The sequence below is a fragment of the Deltaproteobacteria bacterium genome (genome assembly GCA_019308905.1).
In the GTDB taxonomy this organism is placed as follows: domain Bacteria; phylum Desulfobacterota; class BSN033; order WVXP01; family WVXP01; genus JAFDHF01.
In genome coordinates this window covers 1-24,875 of the sequence record JAFDHF010000061.1, presented here as the reverse complement: position 1 = coordinate 24,875, position 24,875 = coordinate 1, and the positions used below count along the sequence as shown (strand labels likewise).

Sequence of the window (24,875 nt, the reverse complement as noted above, 5' to 3'; positions counted from 1 at the left end):
CTTCCCTGCGGAGAATGGGTGGGTGAATTACTCGGGCTTTCCCCTGTCCGCTCCCGGGAGTTGCTCGACAGGTTTTCCTATGGAAATTTCAGCGAGGATGTCCCTGGGATTCTCAAGAACAGGGTCCTGCGGTCTGAACTTGGGCAGGGACAAAGGCTGAAAGACGAAGAGGTGGCCCTGATCACGGGATCAGGCGCGGTCTGGTGCCGGATTGATGGGGAGGCAATCGGAAGTCCCCACAAAGGGAGAGTCGTCCCAGTTTCGAGAGATGGGTTCTTGAGCGGAGGAAGAGATGCGAGTTCTGATCACAACCACATCGTTTCTTGATACCCCGGGTTCCCACCATGAGTTGTTGGAGGAGCAGGGTTATGAGATCGTCACGGCAAGGGGTCCTCTGGGTGAAGAAGAGATGATCCGCCTGGTGGGAGATGTGGACGGCCTCATCTGTGGGGATGACGCCATCAGCAAGAGGGTTGTCCAAAAAGCCGTTCCCAGACTGAGGGTTATCAGCAAATACGGAATAGGGTTGGACCGGATCGACCTCGAGGCGGCTCGCCGGTCCGGTGTACCCGTGACCTACACTCCCGGGGTCAACGAGGTCACGGTGGCCGAGCATACCTTCGGGTTGATGATATCTCTGGCCAGAAACATCCCCCAGGAAAGCCAGTACGTGAAGAGGGGGGAATGGAAACGAATCACCGGTCACGAACTCTGGAACAAGACGCTCGGGATAATCGGTATGGGGCGGATCGGGAAGGAGGTAGCCAAACGGGCACTCGCCTTTGAGATGAAAATCCTCGGGTGTGATCCGGTTTGGAATGAATCCTTTGCCGAGCAGTACTCTGTGGCTAGATGCGTTGCCGTGGAGGATCTCCTCAAGGAGAGTGACTTTGTCACCCTCCACATGAACTTGACCCCGGAAAACCGTCACTTCATCAATCGGGAAAGGCTGGCGTTGATGAAAGAGACGGCTTACCTTGTCAATTGTGCCAGGGGGGCTTTGGTCGACGCGGCGAGTGTGGTGGAGGCTCTGAAAAACGGAAAGATCGCCGGTTACGGCACCGATGTTCTGGAACACGAGCCCCCCGGTCCCGATGATCCTCTGGTGAAGAGCGGGCTGGAAAACGTCATCTTGACCCCTCATATCGGGTCGAGAACGTATGAGAGTGTCGTCCGGCAGGCGACAATGGCGGTGAAGAATCTCGTAGCCGTGTTGCAGGGGGAAAGTCCCCTGGCCCAGGCCAACTAGTGGCCGCCGAAGAATCGGCCTGGAGTGGGTGGAGCGACGTTTCGAAGGGGACGGAAATGTTCGTTCAGAAAGTGAAACCGGCATTTTCGAGTGATGACTGACCGAGGAGATGGTGATGGGGAAAAGAGAAATCGGATTGATCGGCCTGGCTGTCATGGGGGAGAACCTCGTTCTCAACATAGAGAGCAGGGGATATGCCGTTGCCGTCTACAACAGGACCACAGACAAGGTGAGGCGATTCGTGGAGGGAAGGGGTTCAGGCAGGAACATCCTTGGGACTTACTCGATCAAGGAACTCATCGATTCTCTCTCTCCTCCAAGGCGGGTCTTGATGATGGTGAAGGCAGGATCGGCGGTGGACAGCCTCATCGACCAGATAAGACCCCATCTGTCCCGCGGGGATATCCTGATTGACGGGGGAAACTCGTTTTTCAAGGACACGGAGCGGCGGCATGATGCCTTGGCAGGGGAAGGGATCTACTATATGGGTACAGGGATCAGCGGGGGAGAGGAGGGCGCGTTGAAAGGGCCGAGCATCATGCCGGGTGGGCCGAGGGAGGCCTATGACCGCCTCGAGCCGGTGTTTACCCGAATCGCGGCCCAGGTGGACGACGGCCCCTGCTGCACCTATATCGGGCCTTCAGGAGCGGGCCATTTCGTGAAGATGGTGCACAACGGTATTGAATATGGTGACATGCAGCTCATTGCGGAAGCATACGATATCCTGAAGAGCGCTTTGGGTCTGGAGGCGAAGGAACTTGCGGATATATTCGCCCGCTGGAACGAGGGGGTACTCAACTCGTTCCTCATCGAGATCACGGCCAAGATCTTGGACAAGACCGACGAGGAGACGGGCAAGCCGCTGGTCGACCTGATACTCGACAAGGCCGGCCAGAAGGGGACCGGCAAATGGACCTCACAGGTCGCCTTGGACCTGGGCGTAGCCATTCCGACCATCAACGCGGCGGTGGAGGCAAGAATCCTCTCATCCTACAAAGAAGAGCGTGTGGCGGCAAGCCGCACCCTCCATGGTCCGAACAGGGGTTTTGAAGGCCGCAAAGAGGAGCTCATCGATGCGGTCCACGACGCCCTCTATGCGAGCAAAATCTGCAGCTATGCCCAGGGGACGGCGATGATGCGGGCAGCTTCCAAGGAGTACGGCTGGGGCCTCGATCTGGCCGAGATCAGCCGGATCTGGAAAGGGGGCTGCATTATCCGGGCGCGGTTTCTCGATCGGATCAAGGAGGCCTACAGGGAACAACCCGACCTCCCGAACCTGCTCGTCCATCCTGCCTTCGGCTCGTGGGTGTCGAAGGCTCAGGAACCCTGGAGGATGGTGGTTGAGACGGCAAATCGGATGGGTATCCCGTGCCTGGCCCTTGGTGCCTCCCTCGGTTACTACGACAGCTATCGCCGGGAGCGGCTGCCGCAGAACCTCACCCAGGCCCAGAGAGATCTCTTTGGTGCCCACACCTACCAAAGGGTGGACCGGCCCGGTGTGTTCCATACGGAATGGCAGGAGAGTTGACCAAACAGTGAGAACTGGAGGATCATAATGACCGCTCGTCTAATTGCCGCCGACAAATTACGAGCCTTCGGAGCCGGGGTATTCCAGAGGGCCGGTGTTCCCAGGGGGGATGCTCAAATCGCCGCAGAGATTCTCGTAGAGGCCAATCTCAGGGGTGTCGACACCCATGGGATCTACTTGAGCAACCTCTATGCCCGCCGGCTGCGCAAGGGGTTGATCAACCCGAAACCGAGGTTCCGCTTCGAGAGGAGGAGGGCGGGGGTGGGGATTCTCGATGCGGACTACTCTCTGGGACAGCTCTCCACCCTGGAGGCGGCCCGAAGAGCCGTGGAGCTGGCCAGGGCCTCGGGGGTCGGCATCGTGGCCGTGAAGAACTCGAACCATTTCGGCGCAGCCGCTTATTACGGGGAGTATTGCGCAAAGCAGGATTGTATCGGCCTGGTCATGTCCGACGGAGAATGCGATGTGATCCCCTTTGGCGGCCGGGAGAAGTTTCTCGGTACGAATCCTCTTTGTTGCTGTATCCCTGCCGGGACCTATCCGTGGTTCTGCATGGACATGGCCACGAGCGAGGTGGCCTTCGGTAAGGTGCGGGCGGCTGCCGAGGCAGGCAGACCGATCCCTCCCAACTGGGCCGTGGACAGGGATGGAAGGCCGGTCACCGATGCCACCAAGGCTTACGCGGTCGTGCCCATGAGCGGGGCCAAAGGGTATGCCCTGGGTCTCATGATCGAGATTCTGTCGAGCCGTTTTACAGGAATGCCCTATGGAGCCCATATTGTGCGGAAATTCGACGACTGGGAGCACAGGGCCTTTATGGGCCATTATGTCCAGGCAATAGATATCGCCGCTTTCTGCCCGGTTGAGCAGTTCAAAAGGGGGATGGATGAGCTCCTCGCGGACCTGAAGGGGCAGCCCCGGGCCCCTGGAGTGGACGAAATCCTCATACCGGGTGAGCCCGAGTGGCGGACCAGGGAGCGGCGGTTGAAGGAGGGATGCCCGATAAGGGAGGAAGAGGTGGAGCTGCTCGGCCGGCTTGGGGAGGAGTTCGGGGTTCCCTTTCCGGCGTGAATCCCACGGAATTCCCCGGGGGAGAGTCGCGGTTGTTGCGGGCTTTTGCTCTTTCCATGGATTTCCGCGGGAGCCTGGAAAACCCTGAAAAGGAGGAGATGTTTCAATGACATTGAAGATTCGAGACGAGGCGTCGTGTCGGTTCGACCTGGTTACTCTGGGGGAATGCATGATTCGGTTGAGCCCGCCTGGGCACGGGCGGCTCGAGTTCGCCCGCCAGTTGGAGGTGTGGGTGGGGGGAGGGGAATACAACGTGGCTTACGACCTTGCCAGGCTCGGGCTCAGAGCCGCATGGGTAAGCAAGCTGCCCATGAACCCCCTGGGCCGCCTGATCATGAACCACGGCAGGGCCGTAGGTGTCGATATGGGGCATGTGGTGCTCGTGCCCTATGACGGCGTGGGCAAGCGGAGCCGGGTGGGCCTCAATTTCACGGAGGTGGGCACCGGGTTGCGTCCCAGCGTGACCATGTACGACCGGGGACATTCGGCAGCCTCCCAACTCGGTCCCGGCGAGATCGATTGGGAAGAACTCTTCACGGTGCAGGGAGTCCGGTGGTTCCATCTTGGCGGGATCTTCACTGCTCTGAGCGAAGATGCTGCCAAGGTGGCGGCAGAGGCGATGGAGGCGGCAAAGAGGGCGGGTACCATTGTTTCCTATGACCTGAACTTCCGTTCAAAGCTCTGGTCGAGCGAGGAAGCGCAGCGTGTTACGCGCCCCCTCGTGGAAAAGATGGACTTTGTCATCGGAAACGAGGAAGACTTCCAAAAGGTACTGGGTTTTGGAGTGGAAGGGGTGGACGAAAAACTTCTCCAACTGCCCGTGGAGAACTACAAGAGGATGGTAGGCACGGTGATGGAGAACTACCCCCATCTCAAAGGCGTGGGGACGACGCTGCGAGAGGTGGTCAGCGGCCTGATCAATCACTGGAGTGCGATCCTCTACTATGACGGAGCCTTCTATGAATCAAGGCGCTACGAGAACCTTGAGATTGAAGATCGCGTCGGAGGAGGGGACGGATTCTCGTCGGGGATGATCTATGGATTTCTCAAGGACAAACCCCCTGCGGAATGTGTGGAATTCGGTGCAGCCCACGGTGCGCTCCTCCAGAGCACCAGGGGTGATACGAGTATGGTCACGCTGGACGAGGTGCTCCACGTCATCGCCGGGGGCACGGCTCGGATCAAGCGGTAAGGGAAGGGGAAACAGGTGTATCCCGTCGACGAGGTGATAAGGGGGTTCGGACAAGACCACCAGGTCGGGCGTATGGAGGCCGGTGATCAGAGCTCGGTGGCACAGGCCCTGGAATCTCTTCTGGGGGGGATGAGAATCCTGCCCGCATCTCTCTGCAGACTCCCCATGGGCTTGCTGGGCATGGCCGACGCCGTCGGGGGTTCGAGGCTTCTGGGGGTCTGTGAAGGGAGCAAGGCTCCGGGATGGTTCGGGCGTTTCCAGGGGGAGACCTTCGAAGTCAACCGGCTGGAGATTCTACAGGCACCGCTCAGTGAAGCAAATGCGTCTGCCTTGCGAGAATCCGTGCCGTATACCCGCCCACAGACGCTCGGCCTGAGGCCCTCATTCGGATTCGGCGACCGCATCGGTCTTGCCACTCCTGGCCATGTCATGGCTGCCACAGAGGCCGGGGGGAAGATCCTGCCTGTTTTCGCCCAGCAGTCCATCCGGGAGATGACACGCACCGAGAGGACCCCGGGTCAGGTCCTCGATGATGCCACCTGGGGTGTCTTCCGGACGGGTTGGACCTTGCCCTGCGGGGCGGATGCAGATCATCTCAAGACCGAATCCGACGTGGAGTTGACGGCCGAGGCGGGTTTTGTTTTCTTCACGATCGATCCCTCGGAGCACGTGGACCAGCAGGCCGACGACTACGACGAGAGCCAGATTGAAGAGAAGTTCCAGGATTTGATCCTTCAGGGGGTGGAGGGAGCGGTCGATTTTGCGGGACTCTACCTGGGCAGGACTTTCGAAATCGAGGCCGGAGAGGAGCCTTTTCGGGTTACCTTCGACAACCTTCTGCTCAAGCGCGCTGCTGTCAAGTACGGCAGGGCTCTGGCTCACACTTACAGGATGGCAGACCACGTGAGGAAGCGGATGGCCTCAAAGCCCTTTGAGCTGGAGATCTCTGTTGACGAGACGGCGCAACCGACTTCACCTCTGGAACACCTCTTCGTCGCCCTCGAACTGAAGCGACACGGCATCTCCATCGTCAGCCTCGCTCCCCGGTTTGTGGGCAGATTCGAGAAAGCCATCGACTACATGGGGGACGTCGGCTTGTTTGAGGAATCCCTGAAGCGGCACGTGGCCATTGCAGAGCAGTTTGGACCTTACAAGATCAGCGTTCACAGTGGGAGCGACAAGTTCCGCATATACCCCAGTCTGGCAAGGATCTCGAGAGGACGGTTCCATGTCAAGACAGCGGGGACGAGCTACCTTGAGGCTCTCCGGACGGTCTGCCGGGTCGACAGTGCCCTTTTCCGGTCTATTGTCCGGTTTGGCAGGGAACGTTTCCAAAGCGACCGGAGGAGCTATCATATCTCTGCAAGGCTGGATCTGGTTCCCAAGGAGGAGGATCTTTCCCAGGAAGATTTGGAAAGAACCTATCTGGACGAGGACTGCGGCCGCCAGATCCTCCACGTGACCTTCGGGTCTGTACTGACCGAGAGAAAAGGCCGAGACTACCTGTTCCGTGAGAAGATCAGAAGGATTCTCATCGAGAACCAGGATCTCCACGAGGCCGTCCTCCGAGACCATCTCGGCAGGCATGTGAGGATGCTCCTGTCTTCCTGATCGATCCACGCCTGGGATCAGTGAGAGCCGCATCGATCAGAGGCTGAGGAAGTTGTCACGTGGGAAGGCTCGCTGCCAGCAATCCCCTCCCCCAGATCGGCCCTCAGTCGGCTTACCAACCGGTCCAACCGGTGCTTCTCGAGTCTGCCCCGGCGATGGAGTGAGGCGAGGCGGCGGCCCAGGGCTCTGGCTCTCTTGAGACTCATCCGCCCGGTGGGATCGGACCGCAAAAGAGAGCCATTCTGGGTCTTCTCCAGAACCAGGGTGGTGAGATGAATGGAGAGCCCCATCAGTCTCCTCGCTTCGCCGGGGGGGAGAACCCATGACACCCGACTGGAGAGGCGGCCGACCATCCTCTGCCAGTGTTTGGTCTGCAGGACCAGGAGGAGCCCGTTGAAGATCCCCTTGCTCACAAGAAACGGGAAGAGGGTGTCGTGGAGCACGCCGTCAAGGATGGGATTGTGCTTCATCCCGAGTCTCTTGGCCATCGTGAGGGTCATTTCCCAGGCTCTGGGGCCCATGAGATGGTCGAACCTGAGCTCCCAGTAGGGGTGCTGCATGGCTCCGGCCTGATAGTGGATGATCATCTGGAGGGGGATGAAGTAGTTGTGAGCCACGGTGTCGGCAGCCAGGTGGCTGAGATACCCGTAGGCAAAAGATTTCTGTGCATCGGTCCTGGCTGACGACAGAACCTGAAGGCCCGCCGACCAGTTGTGGCAGTGTTTTTCATACCTCGTATATCTCTTGCCTATGATAATATCCGCGCTGATGCATCCATAGAGATAGTCGTGGGGAAAGGATCTGAGGAGGTCCTGGAGAAATGGCGAAAGAGCCGAAAGATCCCGTAGTAGATGTGACCCCAGTTGGAGATGGGTTGCAGGGCCCCAAGCCCAGGCGGGCTCCGGGAGGAGAAGGAACACCCCACAGAAGAGCAAAACGAGCGAATAGATCATAAGATCAGTCGGGAGCAGTCAGGAAAAAGAGTTGGAGCCTACCCCCTACTGATCGGCAGGAATCGGAAAAGCTTGAAAGAAAATCGGGCCGGAAAGTGGGATCCGGGTCTTCCCCCTATGGATAGCGAAAGGTCACCTCAGGTTCCGGGACGAACCTCTCCACCAACTCCTGGGTGTCGACAAGGTTGAGTTGCTGAAAGAGAAAGGAGAACTTCGCCTCAAGTCGCTCTGCGGCCCTCCTCCTGGTCTCTTCATCCATTCTCCAGATCATCTCCTTGTTGGGCCCCCAGGCCTTCTTCCTCGTGGTCAGGAGAAACTGGATCTCCGTCTGTCCGGGTTTCCTGTCACCGGCACAGTTCTTCCTCACCCAGTCATAGAGGGTCTCGAGGAAGTCCTTGGGCATGGCCTCCATGATAATATCCTGGAATCCGGTGGCCAGATGAACCTCCGCTGTATCATACTCCACGAATTTGTGGAAAACCTCATCGGGTAGGGTCGAAGCGCCGTGTTGCACGGCCCCTGCAAGCCCGTCTGCCCGGGCCTCACGGCTGATCTCCTTGAGGGTATCGAAACTGATGTTGACCTTTGCAAGGGTGCCGTCTGGAAGACGAACACCGCCATGGGCGGTGCCGGTGTTGACAGAGATCTTGCTTATTCCTCTGTCGATTCCCATGTCGGTCAGTCTGTCATTGAGAATGGCCATGTAGGCCCGGTACTCCTCTACCGTGGTGTTGGTCTTACCCACCTCCCCCGATTCACCTCCGAGAGAGACGGTATAGGGGAGGGTGTGGTCTGCCTCGAGTTGTCGAACGAATCGGGTCAAGTCGGCGGTGAGTTCGGCGTTCTTGCGGACAGCCTCCTCCACCGAGATCCCCTTCTCCCCTCTCCTTTCAAGGGTTGAGGCGTCGATGTCGATCTGTCCAAACCCGGCGACGAGACTCTCCCTGATAAGATCCTGGAGTGCCTTGAGTTCGCCCTCTGGGTTTTCCCCGTATTTCTTTGCGTTGATCTGGTAGTGGTCACCCTGGAGGAAGAGGCGCCCCTTGAACCCTTCCCTGACCGCGGCAGCGGTCATGATGGCCGCGTATTCAGCAGGAGATTGCCCGGTATATCCGATTTCCGATCTGGCAATCTCCAGGATCACGGCTCCCACACGGTTTGCCAGAGCTGCCCGGAAAAGAGCGCGGGCCGTGTTGTAGGCGTCTCCCCGCACGTTTATGGCGGCTACCGTCATGGGTTTACCGAGCTCTCCCCGCCCCATGGCTCTGTAGAAGGGAAAGACAGAAGCGGGAACCACCCCGAGCTGACGGCCCACCTCGGAAATGAGGTATCTGGACAAACGCATGACGTCCGGAGCCGGACTCTTCCCTTCACCGAAGTCGGCTGCATTGAAGGCCAGAGTGTCCATGGAGCGGCGGGTGAGGTTTTCATCCTCGATTCTCAGGGCCTTGTCAGTCGCGGTAAAACCCGAGACTTCCCTGATCAGATCCTCCCTTGTGGTGTAGACGGGTACATCGCTCTTGTGGACCTTCGGGCCGAGATCGTCTGGATTCGAGGCCATTCTGTTCTCCTCCGGTATGGGTTTAGCTGTGCACACATCCAACTTAACAGAATGTGCTGGGACGATCAAGGGGCGAGTCTTCTGATCTTGCAAAACAATGGGGGAGTGGGATAGAGTACAAAACCCAGGGGTCTGCCGGGTTCATAAGGAGAGGAGTAAGGATGGAGGACGGAGTAGACAGGCCAAGGGGCAGGAGGGTGAGCCCTTCCGGGCAAAGAGGCTCTCCCTATCGCGACCTCACCCGGGGCTCTCTCCTGAGCAGCCTCTGGGCCCTGGCTCTTCCCATGATCGTGGCCAACGTTCTGCAGAACGCCTTCTCCGTGGTGGACATGGTCTTTGTGGGGAGGCTCGGACCCACTGCCATTGCCGCCGTGGCGGTAAGCGGGCTGGTCATGATGGTGGCCTGGACGCTTCTGATCGGGATCGCCATCAGCACCGTGGCCACGGTCTCGAGATTCTTCGGAGCGGGTGACCTGGTCCAGGCCGATGCGGCTGCGGTCCAGTCTTTGATCCTGGGGGGACTGATCTCGGTTTTCCTGGTTTTCTTCGGTCTCTTCCTGGGAGACCCTGTGTTGAGAGTCCTGGGAGCCACGGCTGAGATGATGGGGGCCGCCTCGGCTTATTTCAGAATAGTCTTTACCGGATCCTTCACCCTGGTCTTCATGTTCCTTTCAGGAGCGATTCTCCGTGGGGCCGGAGATGCGAAAACCCCGATGGTGATTCTCATGGTCGCCACAACCCTCAATATCCTCTTGGATCCCCTCTTGATATTCGGTCCGTGGCTCTTCCCCCGTCTCGAGGTGAGGGGGGCGGCCTATGCCACCGTGCTGGGCCAGGGGGTCGCCATGGTGCTGGGCCTGTGGGTTCTCGTGCGTGGCCACTCGAGGATCCATGTCCACATCCCCCGGTTCCGTGTCGACCCCAAGTTGATGAAACGGATGATCCTCATCGCGATCCCCGGGACCTTTCAGGGCGGACTCAGGAGTCTTGCCCATCTCGGGCTGATCAAGATCGTCGCCCTTTACGGGACTCTGGCGGTGGCTGCCTTTGGTATCGGTCTCAGAATCAACCTGCTTGTCATGATGGTCGGCTGGGCCATCGGCGGAGCCGCTTCCACCCTTGTAGGGCAGAACCTGGGAGCGCGAAGGCCCGAGCGGGCCGAGAGAAGCGCCTGGTTGAGCGCGGGCATCTTCTGCGTGTTCATGGTCCTCGCAGGGGCAGCGTTTTTTCTCTTCGCCGATCCCGTGATCCGCCTTTTCAACCGCAGCCCGGGGGTAGTCGAGATAGGGAGGGCCTATCTCCGCACGATCACCCTCAGCTATCCTTTCCTGGGATTGAGCATGATCTTTGCCATGTCCTTCAACGGAGCGGGTGATACACGGACTCCCGCCCTGATCATCGGTCTCACATTCATCGGTCTCATGATTCCTTTGGCTCTGATCCTCCCCCGTTTCATCCTCCCCAGAACGTCGGGTATATGGTGGGCCATGGCCGTCTCCATAACGCTCCAGGGGATCATCATGGTTGCGGCCTTCAAGCGTGGGAGATGGAAGGAGCAGGGCATCTAGGGCTGAATAGGGATTTCCGTGGAAGGGGCCGGTAAGAGGATCGAGTGCGGAGGTCGGTCGATGCGTTTTGTGTTCGTTGCCCCCGGGCGGATTGTCTTTGGAGAGGGCACCATAGGGGAGGCCGCTCCCCTGGTGAGAGAGGTGGGGAGGCATCCCCTGATTATTACGGGCCGTGCAGTTACCCGGGCCGCGCCTCTGCTGGTCTGGCTGGAGAGGGAAGGGATTTCTCATACGATCCTTCCCGTCGTTGGAGAGCCCAGCACTGAAACGATCCGCCTCGGAATCGAGAAGGCCCGGGATGCAAGGTGTGACATGATAATCTCAATCGGAGGTGGAAGCGTGCTCGACACGGGCAAGGCTCTCGCCCTCCTCTTGACCAACGGTGGGGACCCCCTGGATTATCTCGAGGTGGTGGGCCGGGGTTTACCCCTGACCAAGGGACCGATGCCCTACATGACGATCCCGACGACGGCCTCTGGTGCGGAGGTGACCCGCAATGCCGTGCTCTTCTCCCCCGAGCACCGCGTAAAGGCCAGCCTGCGCAGCCGACTGCTCGTACCCCGCGTGGTCCTTATCGATCCCGAACTTACCTACACCGTGCCACCGGAGGTCACTGCCAATACCGGGCTGGACGCCATTGCTCAGGTCGTGGAACCCTATGTTTCGGTCAAGGCCAATCCCATGACCGATGCCCTCTGTAGGGAGGGGATGACTCGTGCGGCCCGGTCGTTGCGCAGGGTCTATGAGAAAGGCGACGATCGAGAGGCCAGGAGGGACATGTGCCTGGCCGGTCTTCTGGGAGGACTGGCGCTGTCCAATGCGGGATTGGGGGCGGTCCATGGTTTCGCAGGGGTGATCGGCGGGATTGTTTCCGCGCCACACGGGGCGATCTGCGGAGCTCTGCTGCCCCATGTTACGGCCGTCAACATCCGGGCCCTTGAGAGACGTTCGCCAGGGGACCCGGGACTGAAACGATACGAGGAGATCGCCAGGGTCCTGACGGGAAATGCAGGCGCGAGGGCCGGGGACGGTACCGCATGGCTGCAGAAGCTCTGTGCCGACCTGCGGATCCCCTCCCTGGCCGCTCTGGGAGTCAGGAGAGAGGACCTCCCGGTGATCATAGACAAGGCCTCTGTTGCCAGGAGCATGAAGGGCAACCCCGTAGAGCTGACCCGCGGCGCGATGGAGGAGATTTTGGAACGGGCCCTCTAGCCTTGTCGCCGGGTCCTAGGGAGTAGACCTGGCCGGCAGGTAGAGGAGACTTTTCCTGGAGTTTCCTGAGTCTCCGGCCGAGGATTCTTGAAAGAATATGACTTCAGGCTTTTTTCTGTTTTGGCAGGACAACCCCTCGCTCCTGAGCTCGCGCGGTGACCCTATCAGGGTTCGCGGGTGGACAGTTCCTGCCCCTTCCCCGGGAACACGACTCACGACTCACGAACACGACTCACGAATCACGAACACGAATCACGAACACGAATCACGAACACGACCCTTCCCCTCCCCGCTCACCCTTGATGGGTACCCCACCGCTTCCGCAATGTCGCTCGGAGGCAGGGGAGTCGTCCGAAAGTCAGGAAATTCCACGAGCTTTCTTTGTTTTGTTGTCCGGTAAGTATGATAGAATATGGGATTCGGCGGTTTGCCATAAGTGAAAGGAGGAAAGCATGAAGGGTTTTGAGTTCTGGTTGCCAACGAGGATAGTTTTCGGAGTGGGTGAGGTGTCGAGGATAGGAGAACTCGCCGTGTCCTTGGGAAAGAGGGCTCTCATCGTCTCGGACAAGCACCTCAAGGAGCTGGGTCTGGTCGAGCGAGTCGAGGGAAGGCTCAGGGAAAAGGGTGTTGAAGCCATCGAATTCAGTGAGGTTACACCGAATCCGCTTTCCACCATGATCAACGATACCGCATCTGCCATGGCAGGTGAGGGGATCGATTTCGTGGTGGGGATCGGCGGGGGAAGCTCCATCGATTTTGCCAAGGGGCTCGCCATAAGGCTGACCCATGAGGATGACATCTGGAACTACATCGATGTTGGAGGAAAGAGCGTCTCCCGTGCCACGAGCAGGACACTCCCCATCGTGGTGGTTGTAACCACCGCAGGGACAGGGTCGGAGGTCACTCCCTTTGCGGTCATGACCAACCCGGAGGTTTCGGAGAAGTGCGGGATCGTGAACGAGAATATCTTTCCCAGGGTCTCCATCGTCGATCCCGAGCTGACTCTTTCTGTCCCTCCCAGACTCACCGCTTCCACGGGTATAGATGCCCTGTCCCATGCCATAGAGTCCTTTATCAACCGGCAAACCCATGGGTATTCCGAGATGGCGTCCCTTCAGGCTATCCGGTTGGTCTCTCAGAACCTACCTACCGCGGTTGCCGACGGGAGGAATCTGGAGGCACGAAGCAGGATGGCATGGGCGGCGACTCTGGCCGGTATCGCCATCAGCCATGCAAATACGACTCTTGTCCATGCCATGGGGCATCCCATAAGCGGTCGTTTCGATGTGGGCCATGGGGAGGCCATGTCGATGGGGCTGCCGGCCATGATGCGGCACAGCTGGATGTTGGACATGGAAAAATTCGCCCGGATCGGCGAAGCCATGGGCGTAGATGTGGGACGGCCCAGTGTGAAAGAGGCAGCGAAAAAGAGCGTTGAGGCCGTGGAAGAGCTGCTCGATGAGGTCGATCTCCGAGCCAGGATGAGTGACTACGGAATCAGAGAGTCTGACATCGACGATCTGGCCAGGGATGCCACAGGGTACATGGTCGGATGTCTCGAATCTCACCCCTACCGGTTCAGCCTGGAAGAGGTCAAGGAGATCTACCGGGAAATCCTGTAGGGGTATGATTTGAAGTGGAAACCGGGACGGGAGAATGTGCTACACTAAGGCTTCGCCGCTGGCCACATCAAAGAGCATTATCTTCTCCTCCGGAAAATAGACATAGAGTCTGTCGCCCAGGTCCACGTCGACGTCCATGGGCACCTTGATGTTGATCATGACTTCTTTGCCCAGCTCGACGTTAAGGAGGAGCCTGCTTCCAACCTGCTCCACGAAGTGACAGACGCAGGGGATGTAGTGAGATTTTCCCTCCTTGGAGATCGCCACGTCCTCGGGTCTTATCCCTAGGGTGACCTTCTCCCTCCCTGAGAGTTTCCCTTCGTATCGAGGGGGAAGGTTCTCGTGGGCAGTAAAGGAACCTGCGTCGAGAAGGAGCCTACCCTCTTTCTCTGCGAGAGAGCACTCTATGAAATTCATCCCCGGGTTGCCGAGGAACCACCCGACAAACGTACTGGCTGGCCTCGAGTAGATCTCCTCCGGGCTGCCGTACTGCAGTATCTTGCCGTCTTTCATCACGGCGATCTTGTCGGAAAGGGTCAGTGCTTCGCTCTGGCTGTGGGTCACAAAAATAAGGGTATTGCCCATCTTCCTCTGGGTGTCCCTTACGTACTTTGTCAGCTTCACCCTCGACTTGGGATCGATATTGGAGAAGGGCTCGTCGAGAATGTAGGCGTTTCTTTCGATGGCAAAGGCATGGGCCAGACTCACGCGCTGCCGGTCGCTTATCGACAGATTGGAGGCTTTTTTTCTGAGTAGGCTGCTGTCGATCTCGAATTTTGCTATGGCGTCCTCCACGACCTCTCGAATCTTCTCTTTGCGGTATTTCAAGGCGTGCAAGGGGGCAGCGATGTTGTCATATATCGTCATGGTGTCGTAGACTACGGGGAACTGGAAGACCATTGAGAGGTTTCTCTTTTGCGGGGGCCAGGTCGTGACGTCCTTGTCGTCGATGAATATCCTGCCCTCATCGGCGTCTTCAAACCCAGCGATGAGCCGCATGGTCGTAGTCTTGCCGCAGCCGGAAGGCCCCAAGAGGGACACGATCTCTCCGTCCGGGATCTCAAGGGACACATCATCGACGGCGACGACGGTTCGGTCGAAAACCTTTTTTACCCCCTCCAGGACGATCCTTGCCATTATATCCCCCTCGTTTCCAATGTTCCCTTCTCCCTGTCGAAGAGATAGACGTCCTTTGGTTCGAAACCGACATATAGATCCTGATCCGATGCACTCCGGTAGATGCCCGGGACAAAGGCGTGAATCGTGTGCGGTCCCACGGCGATGTGCACGATGGTGTCCGACCCGATCACCTCTGTCAGGATCATCTTTCCTCGAACGGCTATGGGTCCTTCTGGCTTGTTGCCTATACGAATGTTTTCGGGTCTCAATCCCAGGACGTAGTCTCCCGGCTTTATCGCCTTGCTCCCACCTTCTGTATTCTCTATTGGGATCGCAAAAGCGCCCGTGTCGATGGTAGGTCGGCCATCATCCTTTTCCGTGACCGTGCAATCGATGAGATTCATCTCCGGATAGCCGAAATAGGAGCCGGTAAAGACGTCCACGGGGTACTCGTAGACCTTCCTCATCTCGTCGTACTGTATGATTTTCCCGTTGTTCACCACCGCCACCCTGTCCGCCAAGGAGAGGGCATCCTCGGGGTCTGGGGTGGAGAACACGGTGGTGATGTTCAAGGTGCCCACCAGCTTCTTGAACTCGACCCTCATCTCCTCCCTGAGCTTGTAGTCCAGGTTCACGAAGACCTCGTCGAAGAGAACGATCTTGGCCTCCTTGGCAAGGGCCCTTCCGATAGCCACCCGCTGCATCTCACCTCCGCTCAGCTGGGTGATCTTTCTAGTGAGGAATCGATCGATCTTCAGGAATCCGGCCACTTCCTCGACTTTCTTCTGTATCTGAGAAGCCGGCAGTCTTTTGGCTGCAAGGGGGCTGGCGAGATTCTTGAACACGGACATGTGAGGGTAGAGAGCGAAATCCTGAAAGACCATGCTCACGTTGCGCATGTTGGGCGGCAGGTCCGTGACATCGTCGTTTCCGAAGAAAACGCTTCCCCGGTCCGGCGTCTCCAGCCCTGCAATGATCTTGAGCAGTGTGGTCTTGCCTCCTCCTGCAGGACCGAGGAGACATACAAACGACCCTTCCTCGATCTCCATGGAGACATTGTCCAGTATCTTCTGGCCGCGGATGCTTTTGCTGATGCTCTTCAAGACGATCCCAGGCATGAAAACCTCCACTCCAGGGGCCCGGCTATTTCAGGATGCCGAAAGAGAAACCTCTAACCAGGTAACGCTGGAAGAATATGATGATCAGGGTGATGGGAACTGCCGCCATCACCCCACAGGCGGCGATCTGTTGCCACAGGATCCCGATATCCCCCTCGAGCATGGCTGCCCCCACCGGGAGGGTCTGGGCCGAGGTCGTGGTGGTGAGAACGGCCGCGATGAGAAACTCCCCCCATGTCAAGAAATTGCAGATCATGAACATTGCAGCGATGCCGGGGGCGCTCAGAGGTATGATGATGTTGAAAAACGACTTTATCCGGGAATGGCCGTCGAGCAGGTAGCTCTCTTCCATGGCCCTCGGTATTTCGTCCATGAAGGACTTCAAGACCCAAATCACGATGGGCACGTTGAGCCCGGCGTAAGCAATGACCAGCCCCCATTTTGAGTCGACCAGCCTGACCCACTTGAAGAGGATGAAGATCGGCACAAGCGCCGTGGCCGGCGGCAGGAAACGGGTACTCAGGATGGTGAACATTATGTTGTCCTTCTGCCGGAATTCGAACCGGCTGGCTGCATAGGCCGCCGGGATACCGAGGACCAGCGCGAGCACCGCTCCCACGACGTTTACAAATACCGTATTGAAATAATAGGTTGGTATGCCCTGGTGTTCCCAGACCCGGACGTATCCCTCGAATTCGATTGGTCTCGGCAGGTAGTGAGGCGGATAGACGACCGTATAGATCCGGGCGATGAGAGAGGTCTTGATCATCCACCAGATGGGGAGAAGAAATACTGCAATAAAAAAGATAAGGAAAGCCGCCCTGAAGATCTTGTACGCCGGACTCTCTCTTCTTACCATGGGTTTCCTCCTAGGCTTTGGCCTCGCTGGTTCCGAACATCTTGGTAATAACGATAAACGCGGCAACCCAGATTATGGCCCACACGATGACGGAAGCGGCCGATGCAAACCCTATGTTGAAAGTTCTGAAGCCTGTCCTGAAGATGTAGAAGCTGACGGTTTCCGTGGCGCTTTGGGGTCCCCCTTTTGTAAGAGCAAAGACCCCGTCGAAAAACTTCAGCAGGTCCATGCCCCTGATCAACATGGCCAATGCCAGAGGAAATTTTATCTTTGGAAGGGTGATTCGCCAGAAGGTGGTCCATTTGGACATGTTGTCCAGCCGGGCCAGCTCATAGGACGATTCTGGAATGGCGGAGAGTCCTGCCAGCAGGATAATGATCATGAAGGAGGTCCACTGCCAAACATCGAGGAGGATGATCACGATTCGGGCCAGAGTCGGATCCTGGAGCCATGGGATAGGGCCGTGGACCAATCCCAGGAAGTTGAGTATGTGATCCACCACACTCGCGTTGGGGAAGAAGAGAACATTGAACATGTACCCGTTGATAACGGGGATCGTGCCCAGGGGAAGAATCAGGAGGATCCGGGCCACCACCCTCCCCTTGAATTTCTGGTTGAGCACAATTGCGATGGCAAGCCCCAAGACCGTTTCGATGGCCAGTGAGACGACCGCGATGAGCCCCCCTGTCCAGAGGCTTCTGAGATAGTCGATCTTCGTGAAGAGGCCGATATAGTTGCCGAAGCCCACGAATCTCGAGGTATCGGTCAGCATGGAGTACTCGAAGAAGCTCTGATAGACGTTGTAGCCGAAGGGATATATGATGAGAAAAAAGAGGACAAAGGCAAAAGCCGGCCAGATCAGAAGGTAGCCCTTACTCTTTTTCTTCTTCCGGGTGGGAACGGCGGTCTCCTGGGTGACCGCCGAGTAGGCGAGGCCAGACTTCTCAGCTTCCATTCCTTCCTCCTTGATATCCCTCCTGTCCAGGTGTCAATTACCGTATCTCGCGTAGGACCGATTCCTTCACTGACGTGTGATACTCCCAATTCTCTTCCCGATACGAGAATTCATAATCCAGGATTCATCATACAACTTACAACCAGGTCGGCATAGGATTAGGTTGTAAGAGAAAACCGGGGGGAGGGGGCTGTCTCCCCCCTCCAAACGGCTACTTGCCGACACCGTCGACCCATTTCATGCTGTGATATTCCGGATAGAGGATCCAGCTCCAGAAGGACTTGGGTGCTGGTGTCGGGGGCTTCGCCGACAGGTAACCGTACTTCTTCATGACCGCTCGCATCTCATCATTGGCCTTGGGCAACAGCTGCTCTGCCGTCCCCTTGCCCGTCCATACATCGTGGATAGCAGGGATGGCGATTGCGAGAAGTTCCGATCCGACTGCGATTTGAAGGTCGTTGTAGATATACGGCACGCTCTCGTACAGGGCCTGCGCGTTGGGGTAGAACTGGTTGGCCACCTTGTTGGCGAAGATGCTCTTTCTGCCGTAGTCGATGCCGGTCCCCGTGACGGTGTAGATGTATTGGACCTCTGTGCTCGTATTGAAGGCCGTCCAGATAAAGGCTGCATCCTTGACCCTGGACATCTTGTTTATGCAGAGGGCCACGTTGGTAAAGGTGCCGTGAGGAGCGATCCGTCCTTTGGGCCCGGGCCCCTTGGGCAGAGGACTGTGGTACCGTTCTTCGTCGGCTATCTTCGACATCTTGGGATTGTACGACTCCTGAATCGGGTACTGGATACACATGGCCAGTTTCCCGTCGTTCCAGGCCTCAAGCTGCCGTGCATAATCCCATGAGGTCGATCCAGGAGCCGTGTAGCCTTCCTCGATCATCTTCCTCTGGAAATTGGCGGCTTTTATCGCTTCAGGACTCGCCAGAGTAGGTTCCCACGTTCCAGGCTTGAAATAGTCAGCCCCAAAGGGAGCGGCGAAATCCCAGAAACTCTCCCACGTGAAGAAATCCCGGCTCATCATGAACCCCGTCGGAAAGACACCGGAAGGAAGGATAGCCTTCAGCTTGGCGCAGTAATCGAGCACCTCGTCGTAGGTCTTCGGAGGGCGATCCACGCCGATCTGATCCAGGAACTTTTTCCGGCAGTGCCAGTAATGCTGGTCATAGTCGTTCGGCAGGCCGTAGACTTTCCCGCCCGGCACGAGAGGGGTGTCGGTCATCAGGCTCTGAAATTGAGTGAAATAGTCGTCGAAGTCGTAATCCCATTTCCTTATATACTCGTCCAAAGGTTCCAGGAATTTGACGAAGACCGGCATGTTGGGCGTCACCACGGTGGCGATGTCGAAGGCGGCTCCACCTGTGGCAAAGGAGATCAACAGCTTTTCAAACTGGACCGCAATAGGGACTCCCACGAAGTTCAGCTTCATCCCGGTCATCCGTTCGAACTGGTCCTTTGTCATGAGGGGCGCCCCGATATCGGTGCCCTCGAACATGATGGTGAGCTTGGTTCCGGCGTACTTCTTGCGGATTGCCTCCCAATCCTGTCTCTTGACCCAGTCATTGGGAAACATGTAGTCATCCGGTATCGTTCCGGCCCTGAGAATGATCGGGGAGACCACCTCTGGAGTGAGGTAGTCTTTTGCCCGTGGGAGAGGTGCCATTTCGGCATAGGCTGCAGCGGAAATGGCGAGGAACGATGCCGCAATCATTAAGACCGCGATTCTCTTGGCTGTCATGTAGCTTTCCCTCCTTCCTCTGTCGACGTTAAAGAGTCAAACCTCTGTTCTTGCCGCGATCTCACAAGCCCTGTCTCTCACCTCCTTTCTCGCTTAGGTCTCTTTTTCAGATTGAGTTCTTGGCCCAGCCAAAGGAACGCTCCACGGCTTTTTTCCACCCTTGATAGAGGGTTTCACGCCGATCTTCGGACATCCTCGGTTCAAAAACCCTACCCAGTTTCCACAGTCGGGCGAGTTCCCCCTTGTTCTCCCAGAATCCTGTTCCCAGGCCGGCAAGATAAGCGGCCCCCAGGCCGGTCATCTCTATGACCAGGGGCTTTTCCAGAGGAACGCCCAGGATATCGGCCTGGAACTGCATGAGGAAATCGTTGACCGTCGCGCCGCCGTCGACCCTCAGGGAGGTCAACTCCCTTCCCGAATCAGAGACCATGGCCTCGATGATGTCTCGGGTTTGATAGGCGATCGACTCCAGGGCGGCCCTGGCCAGATGTTCACGGGAGGTACCCCTCGTCAAGCCCACAATCGTCCCGCGGGCGTAAGGATCCCAATAGGGAGAGCAGAGCCCGGTAAAGGCAGGTACGATATAAACTCCCCCCGTGTCGGCCACCTTGTTTGCAAGTGACTCGGTATCGGAAGCCTTTTCGATTATTCTGATTCCGTCGCGGAGCCACTGGACCACCGCACCGCCGCTGAACACGACTCCCTCGAAGGCATAGGTGATCTTTCCTTCGAGTCCCCAGGCCAGATCGGTCATCAACCTGTTCCGGGAAGGGATAAACCGATCCCCGATATTCATGATCGCCACGAGAGCGGTGCCATAGGTATTCTTGATCATCCCAGGTTCGAAACACGCCTGGCCGAACAGAGCGGACTGCTGGTCTCCTGCCACTCCGGCTATGGGGACCCTTGCTCCGAAAAATACGGCCTCGTCCGTATGGCCGAATATCCCGCTCGAAGGCCTGGGTTGGGGCATGATCCCCTCAGGGATTCCCGTCTCTCTCAGCAGCACGTCGTCCCAGCGGAGGTCCTTGACATTGAAGAGCATCGTCCTGGAGGCATTCGAATAATCAGTGACGTGGGCCTTTCCGCCCGTGAGATTCCAGATCAGCCAGGAATCCACGTTCCCCGCGCAGACCTCTCCCCGCTCTATTCTCTCTCTAACACCGGCCACGTTGTCGCGGAGCCACATGATCTTGGTGGCCGAGAAATAGGGATCGATCATAAGGCCTGTCCGGTCTCTCACCTCCCCGTCGAGCCCCCTTCTGATCAACTCCTCGCAGGTGGGGGCGGTTCTCCTGCACTGCCATACGATGGCGTTGTAAAGCGGTCTCCCGGTGGTCTTGTCCCACAGGATCGTCGTCTCCCTCTGGTTCGTGATGCCGATCCCGGCGACGTCCTGGGGGCCGGCGCCGCTTCTGTCAAGAACCTCCTTGACACAGCCGATAACGGACTGCCAGATCTCTTCCGGGTTGTGCTCGACCCATCCCGGCTGGGGGTATATCTGTTCGATCTCCCGGTAAGCGCTGCAGGCGATCTTTCCGTCTTTGTCGAACAGGATGGCCCTGCTTCCGGTGGTACCCTGATCGAGAGCCATGATATACTTGGCTTTTGCCGTCACTTATCCTGCCCCGTCTTCCTTTGCCAGAGACCTGTCATATGGGGATCGCCTGCTGCCTCTCAGAACAGCAGGGCGCAGACAGGTGCCTGGTTCCTGTTCTGTTTCACCTCGCCATGGATCTCCCCGGGGAATTCTCACAGGGATAGAACCGGAGAGAGATCCTGTACGTTGATCCTGAGGTTGCCCGGATGTGTAAAATTTCTTTCACAAACCTATTTTGACCATACCTCTCTGGGAAAGTCAAGCCAGTTCTCAGCCGATTTTTCCCGGATATCTCCCCTCTTTCCTCTCTGGTCTCCCCGTATGTCGAATTTCGCCCCTGTTCTTCGGAATACCTCCACCTCACGGCCGTCCCGTCCAAAAGCCGAGCCCGCTTCAGCGGTTCCCCCGCGGGAGGATCCCGGAATTTCCCCGGCCAGAGCCGCCCGGCTCCTGAGATTGGCTCTGCACGGGATCCCTGTCCAGGGCCAGAAGGTCTCCGTAGATGGTCTCGCTCAGTTGAACCTCTCCGAGCTGATCCCCTCGTGTGACGGGCTTGATCCCCCTCCAGCGGCGTTCCAGGAAGTCCTTCAACAGGCCGTTGGGGCGGGGATGATCGAGGTTGCCCAGCTCCGCCATGATGCCGAGGGTCTTATAAGAGCAGAATGTTCCCTGGCACGGACCTGTCCCCATCCGTGTCCTGACGCGCACATCGTTCAGGTCTGAGCTTCCCGCCTCCAGGATCGCCTCTTCTATCTCCCCCCGTGTCACGAGTTCACATTCGCAGACGATCGAATCCTTTTGGGGATCCATCATTCGCCCGGGGTCCGTCTTCCTCAGTCGCATTGACAAGCCGACGAATCTGCCTTTCCGCGACCCGGGAAGGGGATCGACGTGGGTCGTGCAGGGAGCGGCAAGACCGAGCTTGCGGCAGACCAGGTCAACGGTCTTTTCGGCCATCAGGCGGTACGTGGACAGTTTCCCTCCAACCACACTCACCAGTCCCTCGACGCCGTCGGTCTCTCCATGATCGATCACTGCAAAGCCGCGGCTGATCTCTCGATCATTCCTGGTTTCGGCCTGTTTGAAGAGAGGCCGTACTCCTGCAAAGGCCCTGATCAGCCTCGCCGAGCGGCACCGGGGAAGCATCCTTTCGAGTTCGGCCAGGAGGAGGTGCACCTCGTCAGGTTCGATGGTGAGCCGGTCCGGATCCTCGACCCGTAGAGATGTGGTTCCGAAAAGACTGGTACTCTCGTTTGGAACGATGCAGTCCCCGTCCGAAGGAGGACGGCACCGGCTCAGAATCGTCTCGGTCAGACGCCTTTCGAAGATGATGATGCTTCCCTTGGAGTAGGCAAGGGGTATGGACAGGCCGATGGTCTCCACGACCTGGTCGGCCCAGGCCCCGGTGGCGTTGATGACGAATTCCGAGAAGAGGTCAAAGGTCTCCCGGCGGCGGGCACTTGAAACCCGGACCCCTCTGACCTTGTTCCCCCTCAAGATCAGCCCGGTTACGCGGCTGTGGTTGACGATCTCGCCACCAAGCTCCCTGGCTGCTCTGGCGTTCTCGACGGCCAGCGCGAAGGGGTTGATCGAGGCATCGGGCGTCTTTACTGCCCCGATCACTCGGGACGAAAGGCCGGGTTCCAGAGCCGCGGCTTTGGACGGAGGGACGGGCTCTGCTGGAATTCCAACTCTCTCGCAGGCGGCGAGGAACTGCTTCTGATAGTCCAACCCGTCCTCGGGCAGGGAGACGAAGAGTCCCTCGGTCTCCTCCACGCAACTGGCCGCGACCTTGCGGAGGATCCTGTTCTCGCGGTAACACTCCTGTGCCGAGGGGGGGTCGGTGACCACATACCGGCACCCGCTGTGAAGCAGTCCGTGACACGCACCGGTGGCACCGGCGGCCAGGTCCCCCTTTTCAAGGAGCAGGGGCCGCAGCCCGCGAAGAGCCAAGTCCCTCGCGATGCCAGTTCCGGTGGAGCCTCCTCCGATAACGATTATATCGTGTGTCGCCGCCACAACCCTTGCCCTCCTGTTTGCCGAAAGCTCTCAGCAGAAATTCAAGAAAAGGCCGCGATTCGGCTGTCGCGCCTTTCCCTTGGTGATGAGTCCGTATCTTATTTGAGAAGGAGAGGTCTGTCAAGGGATTGATAGCCTGGGTTTTCCCATTCTGAGGATTCTTTTTTTGTCCGGGGAGCGACATTGCAGAAGCGGTGGGGCCCCCCAAGGTTGAGCGGGGAGGAGACAGGTCGTGTTCGTGAGTCGTGTTCGTGATTCGTGATCCTGGGGAAGGGGGAGGAATTCCCCACCAGCAAAACTCCAGAGAAGAGTCACCGCGTGAACCCAGGAGGGAGGGAACAAGAGGCATCCACCTGGAAGGGGAGAAATGCCCTCGGAAATCAAGGTACTTTAGGGTGCCTGCTTCGAAAATCCGAAAAACCCTCGGTCGATTTATCCTTGATTTTTGACGGGTGTCCCCGTAGTATCTCCTCACCTGCAATTCGGAGTCGGAAAGGGGTGAATCTTACATGGCGTACATGCTGGCAGTGGATTCGGGCCTTACGATGTGTAAGGCCGTAGTCTTTTCCCTGGACGGTGAGGAGGTCGGCTCAGGTTCGTCCAGGCCGCCCACACTCTACCCGAGGGCCGGTTGGGCGGAGCGGGACCCTGAAGCTCTCTGGTCCCACGTGGTTAGGGCGATCAGGGAGGCGGTCACCAGGGCGGGTCTCGAGGCCGAGGAGATCGGGTGTGTCACCCTTACGGGGCATGGAAACGGCCTTTACTGTCTGGATGGGGATTTCCTTCCCACACGGAGTGGGATTCTTTCCGTGGACACCAGGGCCTCGGCTACGGTGGAGCGGCTCCGTGAGGAAGACACCCCGGCCAGGGTGCACGCGGTCACGGGCAATCAGGTTTGGGCGGGCTCACCTCCGGTCCTGCTCCGGTGGATCAAGGACAACGAAACAGAGGTATACAGGCGAACCCGTCACATCTGTCTGGTAAAAGACTATATCAGGTACAGACTTACAGGGGAGTTGAACACGGATCACACCGACGCCACCGGAGGCGCCCTGGCCGATACTTCGAAGGGAGCCTATGCCAGGGAGATTTACGAGGCCTACGGCATCCCGGAGGCGTGGGGAATGCTTCCTCCCATATTGGATTCCTGGGCGCTCGGAGGGAGGGTGACCAGGGAATGCTCGGCCGAAACCGGTCTGGCTCCGGGGACTCCTGTGGCCGTGGGAGGGATGGACCTCGACATGACGGCCCTCGGCTGCGGCTGCATACGGCCTGGCCAGATGTCGATCATTGTCGGGACCTGGTCGATCAACAGCCTGATTATGGATCGACCGGCCCTTGTCCCCGATATTCTCTTTACCTCCACCTACTCCGTTCCAGGGCTGTGGCTCCTCATGGACGGCTCGGCAACGAGTGCGACCAATCTCGACTGGTTTGTCGAGCAGCTCTGTTTCTGGGAGAAAAAGGAAGGCGAAACAAGGGGGGTCTCTCCCTTCCAGATCGTCGATGAGGAGGTCAGGGAGATGACTCCCTCTTCTTGTGAAATCATATTCCATCCCTTCATTTACGGGAGCAATGTCCAGCCCTCGGCGCGGGCGGGTTTCTACGGCCTCGGCGGTTGGCATCGGAGGGAGGATATGCTGCGGGCGGTTCTCGAGGGGGTCTGTTTTTCTCACCTCAGTCATGTTGAGAGACTCCGTTTTGTCCGGCAGGAGGATGAGGCCTTCATCGCGGGTGGAGGGAAGAGAAGCGATGTATGGACACAGATCTTCGCCGACGTCCTCGGTACTCCCATCAGGGTACCCAGGGCCGATGAGCTGGGGGCACTGGGTTGCGCAATCACCGGAGCTGTCGCCTCCGGCTGTTACCCGGATCACGAGACGGCGGTGAG

General features: G+C 58.1%; 19 protein-coding genes. 10 read left to right on the top strand and 9 right to left on the bottom strand.

Going from position 1 to position 24,875, the window contains the following annotated elements:
* Positions 1–18 precede the first annotated feature (18 nt).
* The 6 genes from JRJ26_16495 to JRJ26_16470 all read left to right on the top strand — a co-directional run bounded on the left by JRJ26_16495 (position 19) and on the right by JRJ26_16470 (position 6,651).
* Positions 19–327 carry a hypothetical protein gene (locus JRJ26_16495; protein MBW2059090.1) on the top strand — a complete coding sequence of 103 codons (309 nt, stop codon included), beginning with the start codon at positions 19–21 and terminating at the stop codon, positions 325–327.
* The gene (locus JRJ26_16490) at positions 293–1,249 is read left to right on the top strand and encodes a phosphoglycerate dehydrogenase (GenBank protein MBW2059089.1); all 957 of its coding nucleotides are present in this window, start codon (positions 293–295) and stop codon (positions 1,247–1,249) included. The genes JRJ26_16495 and JRJ26_16490 overlap by 35 nt, the downstream gene beginning before the upstream one ends.
* 115 nt (positions 1,250–1,364) lie before the next feature.
* The gene (gndA, locus tag JRJ26_16485) at positions 1,365–2,777 is read left to right on the top strand and encodes an NADP-dependent phosphogluconate dehydrogenase (protein MBW2059088.1); all 1,413 of its coding nucleotides are present in this window, start codon (positions 1,365–1,367) and stop codon (positions 2,775–2,777) included.
* Positions 2,778–2,804: 27 nt separating this feature from the next.
* The gene (locus JRJ26_16480) at positions 2,805–3,848 is read left to right on the top strand and encodes an Ldh family oxidoreductase (protein MBW2059087.1); all 1,044 of its coding nucleotides are present in this window, start codon (positions 2,805–2,807) and stop codon (positions 3,846–3,848) included.
* Between the two features lie 106 nt (positions 3,849–3,954).
* Positions 3,955–5,040 carry a sugar kinase gene (locus tag JRJ26_16475; GenBank protein MBW2059086.1) on the top strand — a complete coding sequence of 362 codons (1,086 nt, stop codon included), beginning with the start codon at positions 3,955–3,957 and terminating at the stop codon, positions 5,038–5,040.
* A gap of 180 nt (positions 5,041–5,220) precedes the next feature.
* Positions 5,221–6,651: a hypothetical protein gene (locus JRJ26_16470; GenBank protein ID MBW2059085.1), complete on the top strand. Its 1,431-nt coding sequence runs from the start codon at positions 5,221–5,223 to the stop codon at positions 6,649–6,651.
* Positions 6,652–6,668: 17 nt separating this feature from the next.
* On the opposite strand, the gene JRJ26_16465 is transcribed toward JRJ26_16470, so the two are convergent.
* Together JRJ26_16465 and JRJ26_16460 are read right to left on the bottom strand one after the other, a co-directional pair.
* Entirely contained in the window at positions 6,669–7,604 is a 936-nt protein-coding gene (locus tag JRJ26_16465; protein MBW2059084.1) for a zinc dependent phospholipase C family protein, read from the bottom strand.
* A gap of 115 nt (positions 7,605–7,719) precedes the next feature.
* Positions 7,720–9,165 carry a class II fructose-bisphosphate aldolase gene (locus JRJ26_16460; GenBank protein MBW2059083.1) on the bottom strand — a complete coding sequence of 482 codons (1,446 nt, stop codon included), beginning with the start codon at positions 9,163–9,165 and terminating at the stop codon, positions 7,720–7,722.
* A gap of 161 nt (positions 9,166–9,326) precedes the next feature.
* On the opposite strand from JRJ26_16460, the gene JRJ26_16455 reads away from it, so the two are divergent.
* The 3 genes from JRJ26_16455 (at position 9,327) to JRJ26_16445 (ending at position 13,567) form a co-directional block, all read left to right on the top strand.
* Complete coding sequence (locus tag JRJ26_16455) at positions 9,327–10,733, top strand: MATE family efflux transporter (protein MBW2059082.1); 1,407 nt, start codon at positions 9,327–9,329, stop codon at positions 10,731–10,733.
* Between the two features lie 60 nt (positions 10,734–10,793).
* Positions 10,794–11,945, top strand: a complete 1,152-nt coding sequence (locus JRJ26_16450) for an iron-containing alcohol dehydrogenase (protein ID MBW2059081.1) — start codon at positions 10,794–10,796, stop codon at positions 11,943–11,945.
* Between the two features lie 452 nt (positions 11,946–12,397).
* Positions 12,398–13,567, top strand: coding sequence for an iron-containing alcohol dehydrogenase (locus JRJ26_16445; GenBank protein ID MBW2059080.1), 1,170 nt, complete (start codon positions 12,398–12,400; stop codon positions 13,565–13,567).
* A 39-nt stretch (positions 13,568–13,606) separates the two neighbouring features.
* Here JRJ26_16445 and JRJ26_16440 read toward each other — a convergent pair whose 3' ends face one another.
* From JRJ26_16440 to glpA, 7 genes are all read right to left on the bottom strand, one after another.
* The gene (locus JRJ26_16440) at positions 13,607–14,704 is read right to left on the bottom strand and encodes an ABC transporter ATP-binding protein (protein ID MBW2059079.1); all 1,098 of its coding nucleotides are present in this window, start codon (positions 14,702–14,704) and stop codon (positions 13,607–13,609) included.
* The gene (locus JRJ26_16435; GenBank protein ID MBW2059078.1) at positions 14,704–15,804 is read right to left on the bottom strand and encodes an ABC transporter ATP-binding protein; all 1,101 of its coding nucleotides are present in this window, start codon (positions 15,802–15,804) and stop codon (positions 14,704–14,706) included. Before JRJ26_16435 ends, JRJ26_16440 begins: the two co-directional genes overlap by 1 nt.
* 25 nt (positions 15,805–15,829) lie before the next feature.
* Complete coding sequence (locus JRJ26_16430; protein ID MBW2059077.1) at positions 15,830–16,663, bottom strand: carbohydrate ABC transporter permease; 834 nt, start codon at positions 16,661–16,663, stop codon at positions 15,830–15,832.
* A gap of 10 nt (positions 16,664–16,673) precedes the next feature.
* A complete protein-coding gene (locus JRJ26_16425) occupies positions 16,674–17,618 on the bottom strand; it encodes a sugar ABC transporter permease (protein ID MBW2059076.1) in 945 nt (314 codons plus the stop codon).
* A gap of 211 nt (positions 17,619–17,829) precedes the next feature.
* Entirely contained in the window at positions 17,830–19,365 is a 1,536-nt protein-coding gene (locus JRJ26_16420; protein MBW2059075.1) for an extracellular solute-binding protein, read from the bottom strand.
* 106 nt (positions 19,366–19,471) lie between these two features.
* Positions 19,472–20,959: a glycerol kinase GlpK gene (gene glpK / locus JRJ26_16415; protein ID MBW2059074.1), complete on the bottom strand. Its 1,488-nt coding sequence runs from the start codon at positions 20,957–20,959 to the stop codon at positions 19,472–19,474.
* A 399-nt stretch (positions 20,960–21,358) separates the two neighbouring features.
* Positions 21,359–22,984 (bottom strand): anaerobic glycerol-3-phosphate dehydrogenase subunit A, encoded by a 1,626-nt coding sequence (glpA, locus tag JRJ26_16410; GenBank protein ID MBW2059073.1) that lies wholly within the window; start codon positions 22,982–22,984, stop codon positions 21,359–21,361.
* Between the two features lie 509 nt (positions 22,985–23,493).
* Between glpA and JRJ26_16405 the strand changes: the two genes are divergently transcribed.
* Positions 23,494–24,875 (top strand): carbohydrate kinase (locus tag JRJ26_16405; protein MBW2059072.1); only part of this gene is annotated, 1,382 nt, incomplete at its 3' end.